The 22902-nt window shown below is 41.0% G+C and carries 20 protein-coding genes and 2 tRNA genes; 4 read left to right on the top strand and 18 right to left on the bottom strand.

All coding sequences use genetic code 11. The annotated features are described in order from the left end of the window. Nucleotides 1-445: 445 nt before the first annotated feature. From folE to FO442_RS17110, 4 genes are read right to left on the bottom strand one after another with little or no spacing between them, the layout of a single operon-like run. The gene (folE, locus tag FO442_RS17095) at nt 446-1138 is read right to left on the bottom strand and encodes a GTP cyclohydrolase I FolE (RefSeq protein ID WP_144334439.1); all 693 of its coding nucleotides are present in this window, start codon (nt 1136-1138) and stop codon (nt 446-448) included. Next, nucleotides 1098-1508, bottom strand: coding sequence for a 6-pyruvoyl trahydropterin synthase family protein (locus tag FO442_RS17100; RefSeq protein ID WP_144334440.1), 411 nt, complete (start codon nt 1506-1508; stop codon nt 1098-1100). Before FO442_RS17100 ends, folE begins: the two co-directional genes overlap by 41 nt. Further along, on the bottom strand, nt 1505-2167 hold the full coding sequence (locus tag FO442_RS17105) for an FAD-binding oxidoreductase (protein ID WP_144334441.1): 663 nt from the start codon (nt 2165-2167) through the stop codon (nt 1505-1507). Before FO442_RS17105 ends, FO442_RS17100 begins: the two co-directional genes overlap by 4 nt. Continuing rightward, nucleotides 2167-2559 (bottom strand): hypothetical protein, encoded by a 393-nt coding sequence (locus FO442_RS17110; protein ID WP_144334442.1) that lies wholly within the window; start codon nt 2557-2559, stop codon nt 2167-2169. Before FO442_RS17110 ends, FO442_RS17105 begins: the two co-directional genes overlap by 1 nt. Before the next feature lie 125 nt (nt 2560-2684). Between FO442_RS17110 and FO442_RS17115 the strand changes: the two genes are divergently transcribed. Continuing rightward, a complete protein-coding gene (locus tag FO442_RS17115; protein ID WP_144334443.1) occupies nt 2685-3371 on the top strand; it encodes an RNA polymerase sigma factor in 687 nt (228 codons plus the stop codon). Between the two features lie 236 nt (nt 3372-3607). Beyond that, nucleotides 3608-3940, top strand: coding sequence for a helix-turn-helix domain-containing protein (locus FO442_RS17120; protein WP_144334444.1), 333 nt, complete (start codon nt 3608-3610; stop codon nt 3938-3940). 56 nt (nt 3941-3996) lie between these two features. On the opposite strand, the gene FO442_RS17125 is transcribed toward FO442_RS17120, so the two are convergent. From FO442_RS17125 to FO442_RS17150, 6 genes are all read right to left on the bottom strand, one after another. Beyond that, nucleotides 3997-5331, bottom strand: a complete 1335-nt coding sequence (locus FO442_RS17125; RefSeq protein ID WP_144334445.1) for a tyrosine-type recombinase/integrase — start codon at nt 5329-5331, stop codon at nt 3997-3999. A gap of 326 nt (nt 5332-5657) precedes the next feature. Then, complete coding sequence (locus FO442_RS17130) at nt 5658-7715, bottom strand: CotH kinase family protein (RefSeq protein ID WP_144334446.1); 2058 nt, start codon at nt 7713-7715, stop codon at nt 5658-5660. 49 nt (nt 7716-7764) lie between these two features. Then, on the bottom strand, nt 7765-9012 hold the full coding sequence (locus tag FO442_RS17135; protein ID WP_144334447.1) for a nucleoside permease: 1248 nt from the start codon (nt 9010-9012) through the stop codon (nt 7765-7767). A gap of 21 nt (nt 9013-9033) precedes the next feature. Beyond that, on the bottom strand, nt 9034-9609 hold the full coding sequence (locus FO442_RS17140; RefSeq protein WP_144334448.1) for a bifunctional nuclease family protein: 576 nt from the start codon (nt 9607-9609) through the stop codon (nt 9034-9036). Nucleotides 9610-9710: 101 nt separating this feature from the next. Then, nucleotides 9711-10655 (bottom strand): electron transfer flavoprotein subunit alpha/FixB family protein, encoded by a 945-nt coding sequence (locus FO442_RS17145; protein ID WP_144334449.1) that lies wholly within the window; start codon nt 10653-10655, stop codon nt 9711-9713. 16 nt (nt 10656-10671) lie between these two features. Further along, nucleotides 10672-11412, bottom strand: a complete 741-nt coding sequence (locus FO442_RS17150) for an electron transfer flavoprotein subunit beta/FixA family protein (RefSeq protein ID WP_144334450.1) — start codon at nt 11410-11412, stop codon at nt 10672-10674. A gap of 264 nt (nt 11413-11676) precedes the next feature. Between FO442_RS17150 and FO442_RS17155 the strand changes: the two genes are divergently transcribed. Beyond that, entirely contained in the window at nt 11677-12657 is a 981-nt protein-coding gene (locus FO442_RS17155; RefSeq protein WP_144334451.1) for a pyruvate dehydrogenase complex E1 component subunit beta, read from the top strand. A 73-nt stretch (nt 12658-12730) separates the two neighbouring features. On the opposite strand, the gene fabD is transcribed toward FO442_RS17155, so the two are convergent. The 7 genes from fabD to FO442_RS17190 all read right to left on the bottom strand — a co-directional run bounded on the left by fabD (nt 12731) and on the right by FO442_RS17190 (nt 20029). Further along, entirely contained in the window at nt 12731-13612 is an 882-nt protein-coding gene (gene fabD / locus FO442_RS17160; protein ID WP_144334452.1) for an ACP S-malonyltransferase, read from the bottom strand. 207 nt (nt 13613-13819) lie between these two features. Continuing rightward, nucleotides 13820-15607, bottom strand: coding sequence for a T9SS type A sorting domain-containing protein (locus FO442_RS17165; protein WP_144334453.1), 1788 nt, complete (start codon nt 15605-15607; stop codon nt 13820-13822). A 217-nt stretch (nt 15608-15824) separates the two neighbouring features. Next, nucleotides 15825-16157, bottom strand: coding sequence for a hypothetical protein (locus FO442_RS17170; protein WP_144334454.1), 333 nt, complete (start codon nt 16155-16157; stop codon nt 15825-15827). 227 nt (nt 16158-16384) lie between these two features. Further along, a tRNA-Leu gene (locus tag FO442_RS17175) sits at nt 16385-16468 on the bottom strand. A 64-nt stretch (nt 16469-16532) separates the two neighbouring features. After that, nucleotides 16533-16605 (bottom strand) — tRNA-Gly (locus FO442_RS17180). A gap of 136 nt (nt 16606-16741) precedes the next feature. After that, complete coding sequence (gene mutS, locus FO442_RS17185) at nt 16742-19366, bottom strand: DNA mismatch repair protein MutS (RefSeq protein WP_144334455.1); 2625 nt, start codon at nt 19364-19366, stop codon at nt 16742-16744. A gap of 102 nt (nt 19367-19468) precedes the next feature. Next, on the bottom strand, nt 19469-20029 hold the full coding sequence (locus tag FO442_RS17190; RefSeq protein WP_144334456.1) for a T9SS type A sorting domain-containing protein: 561 nt from the start codon (nt 20027-20029) through the stop codon (nt 19469-19471). A gap of 65 nt (nt 20030-20094) precedes the next feature. On the opposite strand from FO442_RS17190, the gene FO442_RS17195 reads away from it, so the two are divergent. Further along, entirely contained in the window at nt 20095-20625 is a 531-nt protein-coding gene (locus FO442_RS17195; protein ID WP_144334457.1) for an RNA methyltransferase, read from the top strand. 121 nt (nt 20626-20746) lie between these two features. Here the strand turns inward: FO442_RS17195 and FO442_RS17200 are convergent, their stop codons facing one another. Next, nucleotides 20747-22675: a glycosyltransferase family 39 protein gene (locus tag FO442_RS17200; protein WP_144334458.1), complete on the bottom strand. Its 1929-nt coding sequence runs from the start codon at nt 22673-22675 to the stop codon at nt 20747-20749. Nucleotides 22676-22902: the final 227 nt, after the last annotated feature.

Genomic DNA, 22902 nt, shown 5'->3' on the forward strand with positions numbered 1-22902 from the left:
TTACCGGCTTCGTATTCCTTTAAAATACTTACAATCTGAGCCTCTGTAAATCTCGATTTTTTCATAATTCTGACAATTTAAATCTATATTTTTAAACTGTCTGATTTTTAGGGAAGTTTACAGCCCAACTCTAGCTAGATAGTTATGTTTTTATTATACCGTTTTTTTTAGAATTAAAAATTAGTAGCCAATTTGTAGGTGGCAACTAATTTTTAATTAACCTCTTTTTGGGGAATTTTCGGAATAAAATGCTAGCTGCCCACGTAGAGGTGGGCAGCTAGCATTTTATTGTGTTTGTGAACTCTTGCGGGGAAACTTCTGACTTTTTGATAGAAGATTTGGAGCGTGTCTCACAACTAGAAACGTTAGACAATTTGCAATAATGGAAAAGGAGGTTTAATCAAATGATTTCACCTCCCTTTTTGTATGTAACTCAAAACTATTATCAAGATGTTATGTATCTCATAAACTCTTCTTTTCTTGTAGGATCAAGGAACTCACCCGAATATTCAGCAGTTATAGTACTACTGGAAATATCCTTGACACCACGCGAAGAAACGCACAAATGAGTTGCATCAATTACCACAGCCACACTTTCCGTTTTCAAGATCATTTTTAGTTCGTTTGCTATTTGTATAGTCAAACGCTCCTGTACCTGTGGTCTTTGCGAAAAATACTGTACAATCCTGTTTAGTTTGGATAATCCAATCACTTTTCCCGAAGAAATATAACCAATATGCGCTTTTCCAATAATTGGAACAAAGTGGTGTTCACAGTTAGAATACAGAACGATATTCTTTTCCACTAGCATTTGACTGTATTCGTACTTATTTTCAAAAAGTGCAATAGTTGGTTTATTGGAAGGATTCAGTCCGCTAAAAATCTCTTTGACATACATTTTCGCTACCCGCGAAGGTGTTCCATTCAAACTGTCGTCCTTCAGATCAAGACCAAGTGTGAGCATTATTTCCCTGAAATGCTCGGAAATGATAGCAATTTTCTCTGTATCGCTTAAATCAAACGCATCGGGTCGTATCGGTGTTTCAAGAGATGTTCCGATATGATTTTCTCCTAGTTCGTCTTTAAGAAGAATAGTATCATTCTCCGCTGTACTCGACGTAGTTCCGTTCTGTTTCATATAATATGATTGTTAACTTTTTATCCGTTTCTATTCGCCGTTGAAGGATTTCATAAATAACTGCTGCAATATGCTCAACGGTCGGATTCAGTTTCGAGAATGCTTTTGTGTCCAGATTGAGATTTTTGTGATCAAATTGTTCAATGACATCCTTTTCAACCCAATCTTTCAGGATTTTTGTGTCTATTACATATCCTGTTTCAAGGTTGACTTCTCCTGTTATTTTCACGATCAATTCATAATTGTGTCCGTGATAATTTGGGTTGTTACACTTCCCGAAAACCTCCTTGTTCTTTTCATCTGACCATTGCTCATTATGCAGCCGATGCGCTGAATTAAAATGAAACTTTCGAAATATTGCGGCTCTCATTGTTCAATAACAATCAGGGAATCAGGCACTCCCAAGTCTTTCAAATTACTAACAATGTCACTCGTAAACTGATCTGGTCCGCAGATATAATAATAGGATGCCAAATCTATATAATCACTCAACAGTTGTCTGTCAATTCGTTTTCCAGATATTGAACCCGAAGGATTGGAAATGATGTCAAGATAATGTTCTCCCAATAGATCGTTCAACTCTTGATGTAACACAATATCTTCTGTTGTTTTATTTCCAAATAACAAAGTATTACCTGAAAGTTTATCCTCTTCTTTAAGTTGCCTCAGAATAGCAATGAACGGAGTAATTCCAGCACCACCTGCAATAAAGACACCCGATCCTTTGTAACCGATTGTGCCGAATACTTCATGAAGAATCAATTCATCACCAATCTTCACATTCTCCAGTTTTTCAGTTATCCCATCATGTCCCTTATAAATTTTGATGATGAATTCAAGGTAATCGACTGTATTAAGACAAGTGAATGTGAATGGTCTTAATTCAGTTTCCAAACCAATTGAATTGATAGCCAAATCAGTTGCCTGCCCAGGAATAAAATAATACTCTGCTGGCTTTTCTACACGGAAACGTTTTACATTATGAGTAACGAAATCCGCAGCTAGAATTTTTACGATGTGTTTCTCCATTATTTGCCAGTTTTAATTTCAGGGATAGAAGAAAGACGTGCAAGTGAAAAAGCACCTATTGCCATTGCAATATCTCTCACTGCTACATCAATGAATTGACCACCAGGAAGTAATGTCAGTGCTATAAGAACTAACCATGCCCCCACAACAATAGCACCTTTCTGGGGTTTTATCAAAACAAGTATTCCTGCAATGATCTCAATAACCCCGACAATTATCATGAAGGTTTTTCCGCTAAAAGGCAATATTCCTTCCAAAGATGGATTCAGGTACTTTTGCCAGTCTGTTAGTAAATTTGTGAATTTGTCAAGTCCTGCAACAATGGGGATCAGGCCGTAGCTGAATTTTAATACTGTCTGAACTTGTTTAACTGTCTTAATTGTAGTTTCCATGAATTTTTGATTTATGTTTATTGGTTAGAGATAACCTGAGCGGGAAACGTTACAAAATTTATTTCATCCTATTTTGTAACGTTTTTAAAGCTGTAATACTCTAATTGATATAATAATTTGCTTCAATGAACTCAATAAGACCGATAGATTACGAATTACTAAAAGATGAAGAAATCATTGATTTGATTTTAAATGGAGAAACGACATTGTACGAACTACTGATTCGCAAATTCAATCTCCGTCTTTATCGAATAAGTATGTCGATTGTTAATGATGATATGGAGGCTGAAGATGTGATGCAAACGGCTTATATCAATGCTTACCTGCAACTGGCAAACTTTCAGAACAAATCCAGTTTCGGAACATGGTTGACGCGAATTGTAATCAATGAAAGTCTGCTCTATAAGAAAAAACAAGCAAAGCGTGAACAATTGATAATCAACAGTTCGGAAAAAGATCATCAGACAGAGAACAATCCATTAAAAGAACTTATGAATCAGGAATTGAAAACACTATTGGAAAAGGCGGTTTCCGATTTGCCAGAAAAGTACAGGCTTGTATTTGTAATGCGGGAAGTTGAAGAATTGAGTACACAGGAAACAATGGATATTCTTCAATTGAGCGAATCGAATGTAAAGGTCCGTTTGAACCGTGCTAAGGAAATGTTGCGTAATGATTTGAGTACCTATTATAAATCAGAACAAGTGTTCGCTTTCGATCTTGTCCGATGTGATCGAATTGTGAACTTTGTCATGAGCAAGATTGCCGATTATCATGGCAAAAAAAATCCGGGAATGCGCGGAACAATTTAAAAATCTAAGATTCAATAAATAATGACTGCCCATCATTTGGTGGGCAGTTATCTTTTTTTTTGTATTCGTGACCTTTTAAGGATTCAAATGTTAAAAGTTAGAAAAAGTTGGTTTTTTGGAGTACCCCAAACTTTTTTTATTTTTCTGTTCTTTCATATCCTTGTGCTAAACGGTTCAAATCAAGTGGAAACCGTTTAATTAAAAAAAGGAAATCAACTAATAAAACACCTTTAATCATGGAAACAGTGGTTAAACTCGCCATCGAAAGAATGAGTGAGGAAATTGAACGATTAAAACAAACCGTTAAAGATCAGCAGAAGCAGATTTCGGAACTGGAAAGAAACAAAAATCGAAACACAGTTGTTGAACCTGAAACACCTAAAATCGAAGATGAATTGCTCAACAACGAGCAAGTGAAAAGCATCTTAAAAATTGGTAAAAACTCCTTAATCAAATTAGTTCGTGAGGGTGTTCTTGTTGCTATTCGGATCAATGAACGAAGCGTTCGTTTTTCCCGTAGTGCAATCATGGAATACATTCGCCGAAAACAAGGAGCAAGCACATTTTAACTAATGCAAAAAGCGACCCCGATACGAGGTCGCTTTTTCTTATTTTTAATGAGCGATTAAACCAATTTAATTGGGAAATCATCCAGTTTATCTTCCGTATAGATTCGGAGTATCTTCACAAGCAACGCTGCATTATCGATTAACGAGATTTTATTGTACTTAAAAATCTCACTACTACCCAATCCTTTAAAATCCGATTCAATAGCTGAATTGGTGTGTCCAGTAATTTTGCTTAGTACAGTTATCGGAATGTAACTCATTAGATTCGTAACAAACGATCTTCGTCCGATATGTGAACTAATCAATTGAAACAGCTTTTTGGTTGTTAGTTCTTTCTTTCCAAAAGAGTTCGTATGAGAGAGGGTGATTTCTTCCTTTAATCCAACGCTTTCAGCAATATCGCGTGCAAGTGAGTTGAACTTTTGCATCGCCATAGGTTCAGCAGTTCCCCCATTAGCATCAAATGCTTCCTGTAATGGTTTTAAAATTGGTACAACGATCTCTGTATCGGTTTTCGTTGTTAAATAACGTGCGTAATGAAACGTTACGTTGTTTTTCGAATACGTGTATTCGGGTTTGATTTTATGAACGTCGGAATATCTGCATCCAGTAAAAAGAAGCGTGAGAAGAATGAGTTTTGCATTTGCTAAATCCTTCGTTTCGGGTTCATAAGCAATGATCTTTTCGATCTGTGCAAATTCGAGGTAAATTTTCTCTTCCGTAACCGATCTTAGCTTGTCCGTGGATCGAAGTTCTCTAGTTGGGTTGAACACATTCACTTTATACTTTCTTGCAATTCTATTCAATACTGCTTTGAATGCTTTGTAGTAATGTGTAACAGCATTAATCCGTGTACAACGTTCACGGATTGTATTCATGAAACTAACGTAAAGTTCTTCATTCAAATCACTACTATACAATTGCTTTCCGATTTTAGTTTCAAAATCAGTTAATCGATTCGATAGCACTTTGTAGCAGTTTTTTGTACCCTGTTTAATTCCATGCTCTTGCAGGATTTCATTTTCAATGAAATCAACTAATCGAACACGAGTTACAATTGCTTGATCCTCTTTCTTCTTGATCTTAACATCTAACTCTTGTTTCAAACGTTCGGGGGTTACAGTTTCCGTTGTGATCAGATAATTGAATATATCCGTTGCTTGTTTTTCGATTTGAAGAAGCGTTGCTCGCTTAGATTTATCCGTTGGAAGTTTTTCTATTTCATTCCAATCAGATTTCTTAACTTTAATTCCAGTATAGTAGCGAAGTGGTTTATACACATAAGTTTGTTTCAACGCATCGAACTCTTTGTACCCGAAGTTCATTATAGCTAATACAGGAATTTCTCCGTGAACTCCCGTTTTTAGTATGAAATTGATCTTTAATTTCATGGTGATTCATTTAATTGGTTGATTCAAACGTATAAGTAATAACTCACAGTTTGGGTACTAAAAAGGGTAGGAATATTGAGCTTCTGACCCGTAATTCCCCTATAATCCTGCTAGTTCCTTTATGTATAACGAAATCGCTGAATCCTTTATTGTAATTAGGATACAGGGATTCTAAAGGATTTTAAAGATTTTGGTTTTAGTTCCTATGTGTTTACACGATTCAAAAGCGAGTGCGGTAGCCGAGCTAAAAATTGCGCATTTGCGGTAAAAATTAAGTCTGGGTGTCAATTGTGATTAATTCGCGATTAATCGCGTACCCACGGATTTTAATTTTTCATCACTTTGATCCGGCTGATTGAAGTTCCTTCCTGGATTTCCACCCAATAAATCCCGCTGCTTAATGGGCTTGAAAATTGATTGAGTTTCACTTCGTTCATTCCATAAGCAGGTGATTTTTCCACAGAACCGATTTTACGTCCGTTCAAGTCGAATAATTTGATTTGTGTGTTGCTCATTCCGGTTGAGAACCAGGATATATGAAGTTCTTCATTGAACGGATTCGGATAAACGCTTAAGGAAGCAATTTCCTCTTCTACCAGTCCGAGGTGACATGTCCCCTGGATATGGTTATCAATCCACGTTGCACGATCCAATATCCATTGCTTGAATGCGGCAATTTCGCCGGGATAATCTGCCGGGATCGGACTTGGATTTGGCCAGGTGTAAATTCCCAAAAGCGGCCATTGTTCAAAATGACGGTCTTTTGCCTGGTCGATGTACTGCGCAATGGAATCGATTTTAGCATAAAGTGAGTCGTTGGAAAGGAACGTCTGGCGCAGGGTAGTCCAGCGGCATTTTAATTCATCCTGGAACCAGGGATCTTCCAGCATACGCGCCCACCAGGTTGGTGGTTGCCATCCGCCGGGACATGTGTTTGAAAAATCGTACTGCCAGCCTGTGTAATCGTTTCCGGCACAATAATCTGCATTCCACCATGCCAGGTTGAAGTCCCACATCGGTCCCATTCGCAATTTCCCGCCTTTGGAATCCTTTTCTTTATGAAAGAATGTACTTAAACGATATCCGTCCACATTTTTGCTGATCTCGTTCAAAATGAAGAAATCGATGAATGTTTCCGGAACGCTGTATTTTCTGTAACCGGTATTCGGGTTTGCAAAAGAAGGGCTTGCAAGAGCTGTTTCGAACGAATCGACATATGCCTGGATGTAGTCTTTTTGCTGCGGTTCAATGATGTCTGATTTAGGATAATGGTATAAGAAATTAATATCCGAATTATCTGCTGCTTGGTAATTGGATGTCCATCCATCATTATTTGATCCTGTAACTTTGTCAATTTTAATGATATATCCACCCGTCAGATCATCACCCACAATATCAGTCGGAAGTAATTTCGCAATATCCACCCTGTTCGGATCGCGTTTTATTTTTTCCATCAGGGTGTAGATTCCCTGGTATTGCCCGTTTAAGACCAACTCACACAGAATGGTGCGCGAAGCATAATGCTGCATTTTGTTTGCCAATTCATAAGTGAGAATATTGCGCATACAGCTCTTATCGTTGTAAGGAGCGTATAAGATCCAGTCATGCTCGGCCGGTAAACCCAATAAAACAGTATCTTTTTGTGTTCCGTTTATATCGCGTGTTTCAAAACCATAGGATTTTTGCGGAAAGGTTCCCGACGTGGAGCCTCTGCGCTCAATCCCGATTTTGTTGTTGTAAGCATTCGGAAAGTCGGTAACATAATTGATGTTGCCCGGTCCGTGATCAATCATTTTCATTTGTGCCTCGATTTTGGGCTCGTCAGGAATGCCCTGATTGTTGGTGTTCAGAATAACAATGGGTAAATTGCTGCTTACAAAAGGTTGGTAAGTTGCCGGATTGTTTCCAAAGGTGATCGACCACGAATCCAGGGTTCCTTCATCTCCGCTTGCTGAATCGTAAATGCGTAATTTCCAGGTTCCGTTCGGATTCTGATTGTTGTTTGCAACTCCAAGTGGATTCATGGGTTTAAAGATGCCGCTGAATGGCGCGCTTCCGCTAACAATGGAAATACTTGCATCTCCTCTGAAACAGGTTCCGTCGAAATCGTCATCGCTTCCTCCGATAGCTGAGAAGAGCATGATTTGAGTTCCGTCGGGAGCTTCAAGTGTTGCACTTACGTCTGCATCCCAGGTGTGTGTGATGGATAAGCAGACTTGTTCTAGTCCAAAAGTCGTTTGGTTAATGGTTGAAGGTAATCCACTGACATTCAATGATTTTACCAATTCCTGGTTGTCCTGGATGTTTCCGGACGTTCCGTTAAAAGTTTGGCCAAAGGAAAACACACTTGAGACAAACGCAAGAGAGGAGAGTATAGTTTTCATTCAATGTTATTGAAACATTAAATTACGATTAAATCTTTTTAGTAAATGATTAGTGTGAAATTTCTGACAATTCTGTCGGATTGTGTTTATGTTTGAATAAAACAGCAAACAGTACTGCTACCACTAAAGAATAAGTTGCAAAGACACTCCAGGCTCCCGACCAGTTTGTTTGACCATCCGGTAAAATAAAGTGTTTGTCAATCACCCAGCTGCTTGCAATGGTCCCAAAATAGGCACCGAAACCGTTGGTCATCATCATAAACAATCCCTGAGCACTGGAGCGGATAGAATGGTCCGTATTTGTTTCAATAAACATGGATCCGGAAATATTGAAAAAATCAAAAGCCATTCCGTAAACGATATTGGACAGAATGATTAGTATCCACCCTGCCGACGTATCTCCCAAAGCGAAGAAACCATATCGAATGACCCATGCCATCATTGCCATCATCATGACCTGTTTGATTCCGAAACGTTTAAGGAAAAACGGAATGGTAAGAATGAACAATGTTTCTGAAATTTGGGAGATGGATAAAATGACCCCGGAATAATCTCCAATAACGGATCCTTTCGGGAAACTGAACAGGTAAGACTCTCCATACATGTTGGATAGCTGTAATGCTGCTCCAAGCAACATGGAGAAAAGGAAGAACAGGGCCATTTTGTAATTGGCAAACAGTTTAAAAGCGTCCAGTCCAAGCAGGTTGATCAGTCCTTTTTTTTCCGAGTGAAGGTTTTCGGGTGTACAAGCGGGTAGGGTGAAGGAATAGATTCCGAGTAAAATTGCTCCGATCCCGGCAAATACAAACTGATTGGCGGTGATGTTACTTCCTGTCAGATTAGTAACCCACATGGCAACAATGAATCCGACAGTTCCCCAAACACGAATCGGGGGAAAGGTTTTTAATACATTGAACTCATTGGAAGTCAATACCCGGTAAGAAATAGAATTTGCAAGGGAAATAGTCGGCATATAGCAGATCATTGCAGCAAAAATGACGTAAAACAATTGATCGGGATTGTCGACGAACGGAACAAAGAACAAAATACCTCCGTAAGCCAGGTGGAGCAGCCCGTATAACCGTTCGGCCCGAATCCATTTGTCGGCTATAATTCCTGTGAGTGAAGGCATTAAAATGGAGGAAAGCGCCAATGTAGAGAAAATAGCCCCTACTTCCTGGTAAGACCAATGTTTTCCTTTTGTCCCGTAAGTGAAAATTGTTGTAAGCCAAGCTCCCCAAACGAAAAATTGGAGAAAACTCATGATGGTCAATCGGAATTTGATGGATTTCCCCATAGTAGTAGAATGAAATGAGGTTTACGCTCCGCGTTTATTGATTTCGTCGCGAATTTTGGATGCCAGCTCATAATCTTCATTATCGATGGCATTTTGAAGTTGCTCTTCCAGCTCTTCTTTGTTCATTTTAGTGAACTCGTTATCGTCTGTTTCAGCGATTTCCACTTCGTCGTCCTCTTCCAGGAATTCATCAGAGAGAATTCCGGCCGAAGATAAAATGGACTCAAATGTATAGATCGGACAGTCAAACCGAACAGCCAATGCAATGGCATCGGAAGTTCTGGCGTCAATATCTGAGAAAACCCCTTCTTTTTCGCAAACCAGTTTTGCAAAGAAAATTCCTTCCTGCAAATTGTAGATGACGACTTCTTTTAGTTGAATGGAAAAGGTTTGGGCAAGTGATTTAAACAAATCATGGGTAAGCGGTCTTGTGGGAGTCATTTTTTCCAATTCAATGGCGATGGCTTGTGCTTCAAAACCGCCAATGATGATCGGTAAACGACGCTTTCCGCCTGATTCTGCTAAAACCAAGGCATAAGCCCCGCTTTGAGTCTGACTGTACGACAGTCCAATGATATCTAGTTTAATCTTGTCCATTCGAACGTTTTCCTTACGAAGGGTTTAAATAATGAGGGAAGCATTGCAACGTGCTTCCCTCTAAGGTATTTCTTTCGTAAAAATAATTAATTTGATTAATCTTAGTGTGGTGTTGAGCGGAATTTTTTTACAGCTTCTGTTAATTTAGGAAGTACTTCAAAAGCATCTCCCACTACACCGTAATCAGCAGCCTTAAAGAAAGGTGCTTCCGGATCTGTATTTATTACCACAATTACCTTCGAACCGTTTACACCGGCTAAATGTTGAATTGCCCCGGAAATTCCAACTGCAATGTATAAATTCGGACGAATGGCAACACCTGTTTGTCCTACGTGTTCGTGATGAGGTCTCCAGCCGATATCTGCAACCGGGCGGGAACATGCTGTTGCAGCACCCAACGCTTTCGCTAAATCCTCTACAATTCCCCAGTTTTCAGGACCCTTTAGTCCGCGGCCTGCAGAAACGACCAATTCAGCTTCCGGCAGCGGAATTTCACCCTCCGGCATTTTTGTTTCAACCACTTTGATTGCAGAAGCTCCAGCTGCGCCGTCAAATGCTTCTACCGGGCAAACCGAACCTGTTTTTTCAGGCTGGAATGAATTCGGAAGCAGGGAAATAATTTTCTTTTCTGATTTTACTGCAACGAATCCGAATGCTTTTCCTGAGAATACATTCACTTTGACTTGTCCGCTTGCGTTCGGAACGTCAACTGCTCCGGAAACCAAACCTGCTTTCAGACGAACAGATAAGCGCGGGGCAACAGCCTTCGCTACCAGGTCGTGAGAGAAAATGATTAATTCAGCTCCGGTTGATTCCGCTGCTTTGGCGATTAAACGCGTCACTTGCTGAGAATCTTCAGTAGCAACCGAACGATCTACCAATACTTTTTGAGCACCGTATTCACCTAAAGTTCCTAATGTTGCATCAGCTACCGATCCGGTAGCCACAACTGTAATTGTTCCGCCAATTTTCTTTGCATAAGTAACTGCCTCAAGCGCACTTTTTGCCAAATGATCGGATGAATTGATATATACTAAAATATTCATGATTTCTGATTGTCTGTTAAATAACTTTAGCCTCGTTGTGCAACAAAGCAACTAATTCGTCCATGTTGTTCGGATCAATCATTTTTACTGCCGATTTCGGAGCAGGTAATCCGTATTCAACATATGCTGTCAGGTCTTCCACTGCCGAAGGAGCAACAACAGTCAGTGGTTTTGTGCGTGCAGCCATGATCCCGCGCATGTTGGGAATGCGTTGTTCAGCCATTCCTTTTGCACAGGAAACCACCAATGGAAGATTTGCTTCAACAACCTGAACACCTCCTACGATTTCCTGCTCCATGCGTGCAGTCGAGCCGTTAATGTCTAATTTTGTAGCCAAAGAGACGAAAGGAAGATCCATTGCTTCCGCGATCATTCCAGCTACCTGGGAACCATTGTAGTTAATGGTTTCTTTACCTGTAAGGATCAGATCAAATCCGTTTGATTTTGCGTATTCAGCAATTTGAATAGCTGTAAAATAGGCATCTTTCGGATCCGCATCAATACGAACTGCATCATCTGCACCGATTGCCAATGCTTTTCTGATAATCGCTTCGTCAGCAGCGTTACCTACAGTAATGATCGTCAGGTTTCCGCCGAGTGTTTCTTTCAATTCCAAACCACGAACAAGTGCATACCACTCATCGTATGGATTGACAATGTACTGAACCCCATTTTCATCGAATTGCTTGTTCCCGTCTGTGAACGCAATTTTCGAAGTTGTATCCGGAGATTTGCTGATACATACCAAAATTTTCATATCGTATTTTATTTAAACGTAAACTGCATTTTGCCTGGGCAGAAATTCCTGCAGTTATTTTGCTTTGTTAAACTTCTTTTCGGGAACAAAAATAATCAAATCATCGGATGAAATAAAATGGTATGCATACATAGTAAGTGTAGGTTTTGAACATTTTGTCCACTATTTGCTGAAAATGTATGTTCTTACTCCTTATTTTGATGCACCAGAAACGAATTTTGATTAATTTTGACCCTGCTTTAAGCGAAATAAAAATCAAGAAAAATGAAGACTGTTCAATTTAGAGAAGCCCTTCGTGAAGCTATGTCGGAAGAAATGCGCCGTGATAACGGAGTTTTCTTAATGGGTGAAGAAGTAGCTGAATACAATGGAGCCTACAAAGTATCCCAGGGAATGTTGGATGAATTTGGTCCGAAACGTGTCATTGATACACCGATTGCCGAGTTGGGATTTGCAGGTATTGCCGTCGGAGCTTCGATGAATGGCCTTCGTCCCATAGTGGAGTTCATGACGTGGAATTTCGCAATTCTGGCAGCCGATCAGATCATTAACTCTGCTGCAAAAATGTTGCAAATGTCGGGAGGTCAGTACGGATGTCCGATTGTTTTCAGAGGTGGTAACGGTACTGCGGGTCAGTTGGCTGCTACACATTCGCAAAGTTTTGAAGCGTTTTATTCGCATGTTCCCGGATTGAAAGTGATTACACCATCCACTCCATACGATGCGAAAGGGTTATTGAAAGCCGCCATTCGCGATAATGACCCGGTTGTTTTCCTGGAGTCGGAGAAAATGTACGGAGATAAAGGAGAAATTCCTGAAGGAGAATACATCATTCCAATCGGAGTGGGAGATATCAAACGCAAAGGATCCCACGTAACGGTTGTTTCTTTCGGTAAGATCATTAAAGTGGCTCACGAAGCTGCTGAAGTATTGGCAAAGGAAGGAATTGAACTGGAGATTATCGATTTGAGAACGATCCGCCCGATTGATTATGCATTAATCGTTGAATCAGTTAAGAAAACGAACCGCTGTGTGGTATTGGAGGAGTCCTGGCCGCTAGCTTCGATTTCATCCGAGATCGCTTATCATTTGCAGCGTTATGCGTTTGATTATTTGGATGCTCCGGTGATGCGTGTAACGCAAACGGATACTCCATTTGCATTTTCACCGACATTGATCGATGCTGCATTACCCAATGTAGAGCGATTGGTGAAAGCTGTGAAAAGTACTTTGTACAGAAATTAAGAAAAAGATACGTAGTTAATAGAAACAAGTAGGGGCGCGATTCATCGCGCCCCTACTTGTTTTATAGGATTTTTTAAATCTCGGCACTTGATGTAGGAAATGCGCGGTCTACTTTTTTGAAAAGTCCCTGTAATACTTTTCCGGGACCAACTTCGATCACTTCCGTTGCACCATCAGCAATCATTTGCTGCATGATTTGCGTCCAGCGCACCGGAGCTGTTAATTGATCAATCAAATTCTTTTTAATTTCATTCGGATCAGTTACAGCTTTTGCGATGGTATTTTGATAAACAGGACAAATCGGGTTGCTGAAAGTGGTTGACTCGATTGCCTTCGCCAATTCTTCTCTGGCAGGTTCCATCAATGGTGAATGGAAAGCCCCGCCAACCTGAAGGATCATGGCGCGTTTTGCTCCGGCTTCGGTCAATTTGGTGCACGCTTCTTCTACAGCCGGGATTGCTCCGGAAATAACCAATTGTCCCGGGCAGTTGTAGTTTGCCGCAACGACAATTCCGTTGATGGATTTACAGATATCTTCCACGACCTTGTCTTCCAGTCCCAGGATAGCTGCCATAGTGGATGGAACAGCTTCACAAGCAGCCTGCATAGCTAAGGCTCTTTTGTAAACCAGGCGCAAACCGTCTTCAAATGAAAGTGTTTTGTTTGCTACCAAAGAAGAAATTTCTCCCAAAGAATGTCCTGCAACCATATCCGGTTTGAAGCTATCGCCCAAACACGCTGCAAGAATAGTTGAATGCAGGAAGATGGCTGGTTGGGTTACCTTTGTTTGCTTTAATTCTTCGTCAGATCCTTCAAACATGATCTTTTGGATGTCAAATCCAAGGATTTCATTGGCCTGTGCAAAGAGTTTTTTTGCCAGTTCGGAGGAGTCGTACAGGTCTTTTCCCATTCCTGAGAATTGAGCACCTTGTCCGGGGAATACATATGCTTTCATAATTTGTTTTTTCGAGGTGGCAAATATAGCAAAAGTTGAAACGGATCAAAGGGATCAAAGGGATCAAAAGTTCAAATGATTCAAAGTAATCTTTCAGGATAGACCTGTATCAAAAGCATTTAACCTTTGAACGTTTAAACTTTTTAAACAAAAAAAATCCCCGTCTCGGCTTAGCCGAGACGGGGATTTCTAAATTATAATGAGTTATTAGTTCTTAACAACCATTTTCTTAGTAACAGTTCCTGCGCTTGTAGCAACATTTACTGTGTAAACTCCTGCAGAGAAGTTTGTTGTAGAGAAAGATACTTTAGAAGTTCCTTCTGCTACATTTGAAGAATAAACTACTTTACCGGCTAAATCAACAACTGAAATGGTAGAAGCAGTAGCACCGTTTACTTCGATTGTAGCTTCGCCAACAACCGGGTTCGGGTAAACTGCAACATTTACATTAGCAGCATTTTCTGTAACTGACAAAGAAGAGTTGAAGTTCATACGTACCATTGGAGTAGAAGTAGAGTAGTACCAAGTACCTGTATTCTCATTTCCATCCAAGTAGAATGTTGTTTGCGCTTCGGAAATACCGGAAGTTCCAACAACGAAATCATCTGTTGCTCCACCGTCACCGTAAGAACCAACTACCAACAGGTAAGAGTTACCCGCTAATAATGGGTACGAAGAAGTTAAAGGAAGCGTAATCATTGTTCCTAATTCTCCTGCAGTTACTGTGTGTAATGCTGTTGGAGCTGCATAAACGAAATTACCTGATCCATCAATGGTATATAACAAACCGTAGATTTGACAGTTTTCAGTTGAAGTAGAAGCAACCCATACGTCAACACCTGTTAATGTTTGGTTTGCAGTGATATCGAAAATGTTCCCCATTTCGTAACCTTGTCCCTGGTTGTAAGAACCGGCCTGAACTACCTGAGCATCACGTGCAAAAGTGGTTTGAGTTGTTTCAAAAGCTAAAGCAGGAGCTGCGTTATCCAATGGATTCGCATCTGTTTGACCTGAAGTAGTACCACCTGTTACAGTGAAACTTGCAACTGCAGCAGCAGGTTGGAAAGTAGCTGCAATATCAAATGTATCTGATTCATTTGGATTCAAAGCACCTTGCGGGCTTATTCCCGAGTAAGCAGCAGAAACAATTGCAGCATTGAATGTGACATCTGATTGAGCCATTGCACCGATGTTCTCAACGATTCCTGCGAAATGGATCGGGTTGATCTGAGCAATCGGAGTTTGGTAGTACGGTAAACGTGCTCCCCAAGTTCCTTCAACTCCCCAGTAGTATCCTGTCGCAGTTAAATCGTAGTTGTCAGTTTCAACCAGTTTTACGTCATCAACTGCCCAGAACCAGTCATAAGCACCTACGTAACGGAAACCAACTTTTACGTTTGCCTGGTTTGCTGCAACAGAGGAAATGTTCACCTGAGCAATAGCAGGGTTCGCAGAGTTCGTGTTTACAGCTTGAGATGTATTTACCTGGAAATCTGTCCATGTAGTTCCGCCGTCATTGGAAACAACTACATAATACAACTCCTGGTAATGACGAGTTGATTGTTCGAAAATCATTGAAACATTTGGTTTCATTGAACAGTCAATTGCAGCGGCAGTAACAATCATTGAGTTTTGGGTTTGTCCTGCGCCGGCCGCATCCGAGTTAATCAATGCATAACCATTTGCAGCAGTTGTGTGACCAGCCGGTTTCAATGCTGTTACCGGGATTGCATTCACGTCTGTAGTAATAGCCCAATCACCCATGGTATGAGGGGGCGTTCCTGCTGCTCCTGCATTGGAAATAACCCAATCAGAAGGAACATCAAAATGGTTTTGCCAGAAAGGAACTGCTTTTTCTAAATGATGCATTGCCTTTGCCGGAACTTCACCGATGTTTTGGATTTTTTGCGCACTGCGCAAGTTCTTGTTCATTAGCTGAGCTGAAGCTGAGCCCGCAATGATCAAAGTAAATAAGCCTAAGTATACTTTTTTCATAGTTTTTTATTTGACGTAAAAATAAAGAAACAGTAATGAAATAAAAAATTTAATTGCCTTATGAATGGCAAAATAACGGGATGACAGGTAAGTTTTTGATTTGAAGATTATTCTGAAAAGCCTGATTCCCCTAGTAAATTAGTGGATTTTTCGAAGCGTAAAAAAATATTGTAGAATAACGGATTAATGACATTTTATGAAAACAGGATAAAAACGCTTAATCGATATGGTAAAAAGCTTCCAGGAAACTTTCAAGACTGTTGTATACACTGTGATTCAGGTTGATGAACAGCTGATCATTTCCTTTCAGTTCTGTGTTTAGGGATTCGCAATACTTTTCATAGATGACTTCGGCTTTTGAAAGTCCGCGGATTACTTCTTCTAAAAACGGAATGTATTCGGCATAACCTGGATTTTGGAGCAATTCGCTTAAAGCAGCGATGGCTTTTGATGCATTGTTTGACAGAACACTGGCTGAAGTAAAGGTATTTAGCCTGGTTCGTTTGGCATGTTGAAAATAGCGGTCGATGTTTTGGATAATCTGTTCCATAGTTTAAGTGATTAAATCAGTATACGAAATTACAGGAGAAGGTCGTAAAGGTTTTACGGGGAAAGAAAAATCCCGAAGGTCTAAATACTCGCGGACTTAACTTTCCTGTATAAGGTGAATTCCGATAGTTATCGGGATGAACCCGGACAACCAGAGAGGTAATCAAAAAAGCCTCGACTTTCCGAAGAAAATCAAGGCTTAATCTCATGAGCTGGAAGCGCTCAATGTACTCGAAGCGGGACTTGAACCCGCACGACCAGATGGTCACAGGATTTTAAGTCCGGCGTGTCTACCAATTCCACCATTCGAGCATTTCTCGCACTGCGAGCGGACTTAAAAAAATAATCCCGGCTATAAACCGAGATCATTTCTTTGAGCGAGAGACGGGATTCGAACCCGCGACCCCGACCTTGGCAAGGTCGTGCTCTACCAACTGAGCTACTCTCGCATGATATTTCAATAACCGACACCTCTTTTGGAATCGGGTTGCAAATCTAATAATTCCTTTGTTCAATTTGCAAGGTTTCAAGGACTTTTTTTTATTTTTTTTCGATCTCAAAAATGAATTTCACAAGAACTTTCAGTTATCCACCCGTTAACTTCTTGATTTCGTTTAATTTCATCAGTGCTTCAACCGGTGTCAGGGTATTGATATCAATCGAGATCAATTGGTCGTGAATTTGCTCCAATACCGGGTCGTTCAACTGGAAAAAACTCAATTGCATATCGGAAGTATTTCCCGCATGTACCACCACATCTTTCACGGTTTTTACTTCGCTGGAGCGGTGGTTCAATTCCAGTTGTTCCAGCATGAGTTCCGCCCGTTGAATAACTTTATTGGGCATTCCGGCCAGTTTTGCAACGTGGATACCGAAGCTGTGTTCACTTCCGCCTTCGACCAATTTGCGCAGGAAGATGATTTTTTGTCCCACTTCTTTTACACTTACATTGTAATTGTGAATGCGAGAGAACTGTGCCGCCATTTCATTCAGTTCGTGGTAATGAGTGGCGAAAAGCGTTTTTCCTTTGGCCTGTGGAAATTCGTGAATGTATTCCGCAATGGCCCAGGCAATGGAAATTCCGTCATACGTACTCGTTCCACGGCCAATTTCGTCCAGCAGAATCAAACTCCTGTCCGACAGGTTGTTCAAAATACTGGAAGTTTCATTCATTTCGACCATGAAAGTCGATTCTCCGGAAGAAATATTATCGGATGCGCCGACACGGGTAAATACTTTGTCTACAATTCCAAGGATTGCAGCATCCGCCGGAACAAAACTTCCCATCTGGGCCATCAATACGATCAAAGCGGTTTGACGTAATAAGGCACTTTTACCTGACATATTCGGTCCGGTGATCATGATGATCTGTTGCTCCTCTTTGTCGAGGTAAACGTCGTTCGGAACATATTCTTCCCCCGGCTTTAATTGACCTTCAATAACCGGGTGCCGGCCGTTTTTAATATCGATTACGTAGCTGTCATTGACAGTTGGTTTGGTGTAATTTTTCCTGATTGCCAGTTCCGCAAAACCGGTCAGGCAATCCAGTTGTGCGATGAGGTAGGCATTGCGTTGGATCTGCCCCACAAAAGCGCTGAGTTTTTGAACCAATTCGAAGTACAGTTGGGCTTCAATGGCAGCAATTTTATCTTCTGCTCCCAGGATTTTCGTTTCGTATTCTTTCAGTTCAGGGGTGATGTACCGCTCTGCGCTTACCAGGGTCTGTTTCCGGATCCATTCTTCCGGGACTTTGTCTTTGTGTGTGTTGCGAACCTCCAAATAATATCCGAATACGTTGTTGAAAGCAATTTTCAGGCTGGGGATTCCTGTTTTTTCGGATTCCCGTTCCTGCATGGCTTCCAGGTAATCTTTTCCGCTTTCTGAAATGGCGCGTAATTCGTCCAGTTCCGGATGGACTCCACTCGCAATAACAGGTCCTTTTCCAAGCATCACAGCCGGGTCTTTCAACAAAAAGTGTTCAACCGATTGAATAAATTCTTCGCAAGGCTCAATACGTGTTGAAAGTTGCTTCAGCAGTTCGCTTTCACTGTGTGAACAAGCATCACGAAGCGGGGTCATGTGCTCCAGGATGCGCGAAAGTACCCGCAATTCTTTCGGGTGGATCCTTCCTACGGCAACTTTGGAAATCAGACGCTCCATGTCACCGATCTCACTTAATTCGTGTTCGATCTCCGCCCGTAAACTGCTTTTCTCGGTCAAATCTGCAACGGCATCTACACGCAGGTTGATTTGTTCCGGAAGTTTTAAGGGCATGACGATCCAGCGCTTCAGTAAGCGGTCTCCCATCGGGGTTTTGGTGCCGTTGACCACATCGAACAAGGTTTTTCCACCTTCGTTCAAGGGAGAGATCAATTCCAGGTTTCGAATGGTGAACCGGTCGAGCCAAACGAATTTTTCTTCTTCAATTCGCTGAATTTGCGTGATATGTCCGAGCTTGTCGTGTTGCGTTTCTCCCAGGTAGTGCAGGATTGCGCCGGCAGCAACGATTCCCTGTTCCAGATCATCAATCCCGAATCCTTTCATGGAATTGGTCTGGAAATGGTTTGTCAGGCGTTCTTTCCCGAAATCGGATGTAAAAACCCAATCATCCAGTCGAAATGTATAGTATTTCGTCCCGAATAATTCCTGAAAAAACGCGTGTTTATTCTTTTGATAGATGATCTCACTCGGTTCAAAGCCCTGGATCAGTTTATTGATGTATTCGGTATTTCCCTGTGCGGTAAAAAATTCTCCGGTGGTAACATCCAGGAAGGAGATTCCGTGAACGTCTTTACCGAAGTGAATCGCACCCAGGAAGTTATTGTGGTGGCCGTCCAGGATTTTATCGCTGAAAGCGATTCCGGGAGTGACTAATTCGGTAACGCCCCGTTTGACGATTGTTTTGGTCATTTTCGGGTCTTCCAGTTGATCGCAAATAGCCACGCGATGTCCGGCACGAACCAGTTTCGGAAGATAAGACTCCAGGGAATGATGCGGAAAACCGGCCAGTTCAATTTCAGATGGCGAACCGGCACCTCTTTTGGTTAAAACAATTCCAAGAGTTTTGGATGCAGTGATCGCATCTTCACCAAACGTTTCATAGAAATCCCCTACACGGAAAAGCAGCAAAGCCTGAGGGTGTTTTGCTTTGATCTCATTGTATTGCTTCATTAAGGGCGTTTCCGCCGGGTCTTTTTCTTTTTTAGACACGTGAATCTATTTGGTTCAGGCCAAAAATACGAAGCGAACTTTGAGTTTAGAGAATTTTGGTATGACTAGTTTTCAACATAACTTGAACAGATGCTGGTCTTATCAGGTTTTGATGAAGCGCTGAAACTGTCTCGTTCCGTTGTTAACCACTATCAACAGGTAATTTCCATTTTCAAGTTTTGAAATGTCAATGTGCGGGTTGTTTGAAGAAGGATGTATCAAAACAATTCTTCCGGCAGGATCTATAATTTCCAGTTGGTCGAATTGGAGATCATTTAATACCAATTCATTGCTTACCGGGTTGGAGTGAATGAGTTGATTGTTCTCAGAAGCGTTTTCGGTAAGTTCCCAGAAACAGGCAGAAACAGGCAGAATGGTAACAATATATTTAGCGGTATCTACCGGACAGTTGGTATCCGATATGTGGTAAAAATAGGTGTATTGTCCCGGAAATTGGAGTGAAATAATCGTATTCGTCATCGTATCACCCATCGGATTAATGAATATGCCAGTTGTATCGGCATCCAGGGATCTCAGGTTTGCAATATTGAAGACTTCGTTGGGACAATAGGTTGCTGCAGAATCCTGACCGGCAGTCGGGCATTGTGCAACTGACAAATTGCAGAAAGAGATGGATATTATTAGTATCAGGATGGTTTCCATACAGTGAAAATAAATGAATCGGATTACTTGTCCAAAAAAATGATGCAAATAGGTATTTTTGCCCTATGAACCGGAAATTGAAATTGTGGGAGCTGGAGCGTGTAGATGAACAGACTTTTAAAGGTCAGGAAAAATTCCCCCTGATCATTGTTTTGAACGATATTCGAAGCCTAAGCAATATCGGTTCTTTTTTTCGCACGGCAGATGCCTTCAATGTGGAAAAAATCTATTTGTGTGGGATTACTGCACAACCTCCGCATCGCGAAATTCATAAAACCGCACTGGGGGCAACCGATACCATCGATTGGGAATACCGGGAAGATATTAATGAACTGGTCTCTCAATTGAAAGGGGACGGAATTGCTGTTTGCAGCATTGAACAGGCAGAAAAAACCGTTTTGCTGCATGAGATTTCTGATTTAACGGATCGGAAGTTTGCTTTGGTATTTGGGAATGAAGTAGACGGCGTAGACCAATCCGTGATCGATTCCTCGGATTACATCATCGAGATTCCACAGTTCGGTACCAAACATAGTTTGAATGTTTCTGTTTGTGCCGGAATCGTTTTGTGGGAATTCGCGAAGAAATATATTTGAATTTCGAATCCCTGATTTTGGGCTTTTAATTTCGTTCTAGGGTTTACAACCCTAGAAGGGTGGTATCAAAAAAAATAAGTATATTAAAGTAGCGCGTGTACACGCAACTAAAATTTCGGAATCACTCTACGATCGGTTCATACAATCCATAAGTCAGCGGATTGTCTTTCCTGTAAATCACCCGGAAAGAAAGGATTTGCAACGGGTTTTTGTCCCGATTCCAAATAAAGGTGTTCAGAGTCGGATTTTCCAGTTTCTGATATTTCAGATCGATAAACTTGATGGATTGAACCAACGTGACCGTGCTGTCCTTTTGATTGATTGTATGCCTGGAAGCAGGTGTGCCCTGGAAAACAATGGTTGAATCGCCCGATTGAATAGTAAGAACCAAAAGGGGTTCTTGTTTAGGGTCTGAAAGTTTCAATTTGACCACCACATCTACTAAATCCGAAGGTCTTTTTACCAGTTTGCTCAATTCTTTGGAATAACCCGGACCCCATTCTTCGTCTTTCTCAAAGTGATATCCGCCATCGTACCATTTTCCCGGATTGTAGCCGTTAAACAGGTTTTTATTCTTAGTGATATCCGCAATCGGTTTTTCACTGGGTTTGCCTTTGGAAACAAGCAGGGTAGACGCGGAGAAATAGTTCTTCTGCCAGATAATGTGCGGATAAGTTTCAAGAATGATTGTTCTGTAAGAAGGGGGAAGGGAGGATGTTGCCCCTAAATAGATCTGATCATATCGCCCGGATAATTGATCTAATAATGCTTCCAGATCTTTCTCAGTAAATTCGGGGACAGTAATGAACTTGCATTGTTCTGGTCCCGGAATCCATAAATCGCCTCTTTCTTCATAAAACCGCGTTTTTGGCTCATCAGAGAAAATAATTGCAAAACCTGGTTCTTTGTATAAGTCTGCAACATCCAAAACCAATTGCTTAAAGGGGGTTTTGTAAAATACAGAGTAGTGTTTGCGCTGGAAAACAAGGACAAAACAGTTTAATAAAATAATGGCGGAAACAAGGATCAAATTTGTTTTTTTGTCTTGCTCCTTTGCCCATCCGAACAGGAATAAAAGCAGGAAGGGATAGGCAAAAATTAGAACGGAAGGCTGTAATACAGGGGCAACGTAAATGGAATAAAAATACCCGGTAAAGAAAACGGTAAAGAACAGAATGCCTGAAAAAAGAATGGCTTTTGAATTGCGTTTGACGTTTATTCCTGAAATGCGTGTCCAGACAATGATTCCAGAATAAAGTATAATCACGATAGTGGAAAACTGGAAAATATAATAGATGTAATGACTCAAAAAAGCAGGTTCCGGTTTACCCAACCAGCCGGACAACCCGCCCATTTTAAGCTGTGCGGCCAGAATGGTGAAATGCGGGGAGTATAAAATGATCGCTGCCAAACAAAGCACTAAATAGTTCCGGAGAAAATCCCTGGAAGTGTAAATAATTCCAAAAAGCCCGATCAATCCTGCAGTCAGCATACTGAAATGGTGATTGTATGCACAAAGTGCCGCCGCAACGGGAAACCAGATCAGGTGTTTCCGGGCATAGTTCTTAAAGAATACAATTTCTCCCCAATGATAAGCAAACCATAAGGTGAAGAAAAATCCGGAGGTGTAAGGTCGCGCAATCTGGCTGTACATCAACGGGTATTGGCTGGTTGCAATGATTGCAGCTACAATTAGTCCTACTGTAACATTCGACCAGCGTTTCCCTATTTTATAGGCGAAATAGACTCCACCGACCCCTGAAAAAATAAACGGAAGTTTAACAATCCATTCCGAAGTTCCGAATAATCCGGTCCAGTAATAGAGAAAGACTTGCACGAAAGCCGGATGACCATCCACTTTTACACCTTTCGCGATCAATTCATGGAAGGAACCGAAACGGGTACGCAGTAAGCCGCTGAGTTCATCGTGTGTGTAAGGAATGGAAAACAGGTCATAACATCTCAGAATGAGTGCCAGCAAAAGAATTCCAAGGATGATGGAATGTTCTTTTATAAAATCTGAAAACGACTTCTTTCCTGTTTTAACCACGCAACTGTTTTATTGTTTTTCATAAATGGGCAAATGTTAAAGGTGCCTGCTGAAGTCTGGTGAATCCGGCAGGTGAGCTATTCATTTGTGCATTTGTGGTAGTATAATATGCATATTCTATTTGGTAAAAGTAACAAAGCTTGATAAAACTCCGGAATTACGTGCTGATTCATTCCGGAAAACCTTTCTATATCGTCCTGTTTTTTAGTTCTGGACTAGGATAGTTT

Origin of the sequence: Fluviicola chungangensis, assembly GCF_007558725.1 — a bacterium.
Taxonomy (GTDB): domain Bacteria; phylum Bacteroidota; class Bacteroidia; order Flavobacteriales_D; family Crocinitomicaceae; genus Fluviicola; species Fluviicola chungangensis.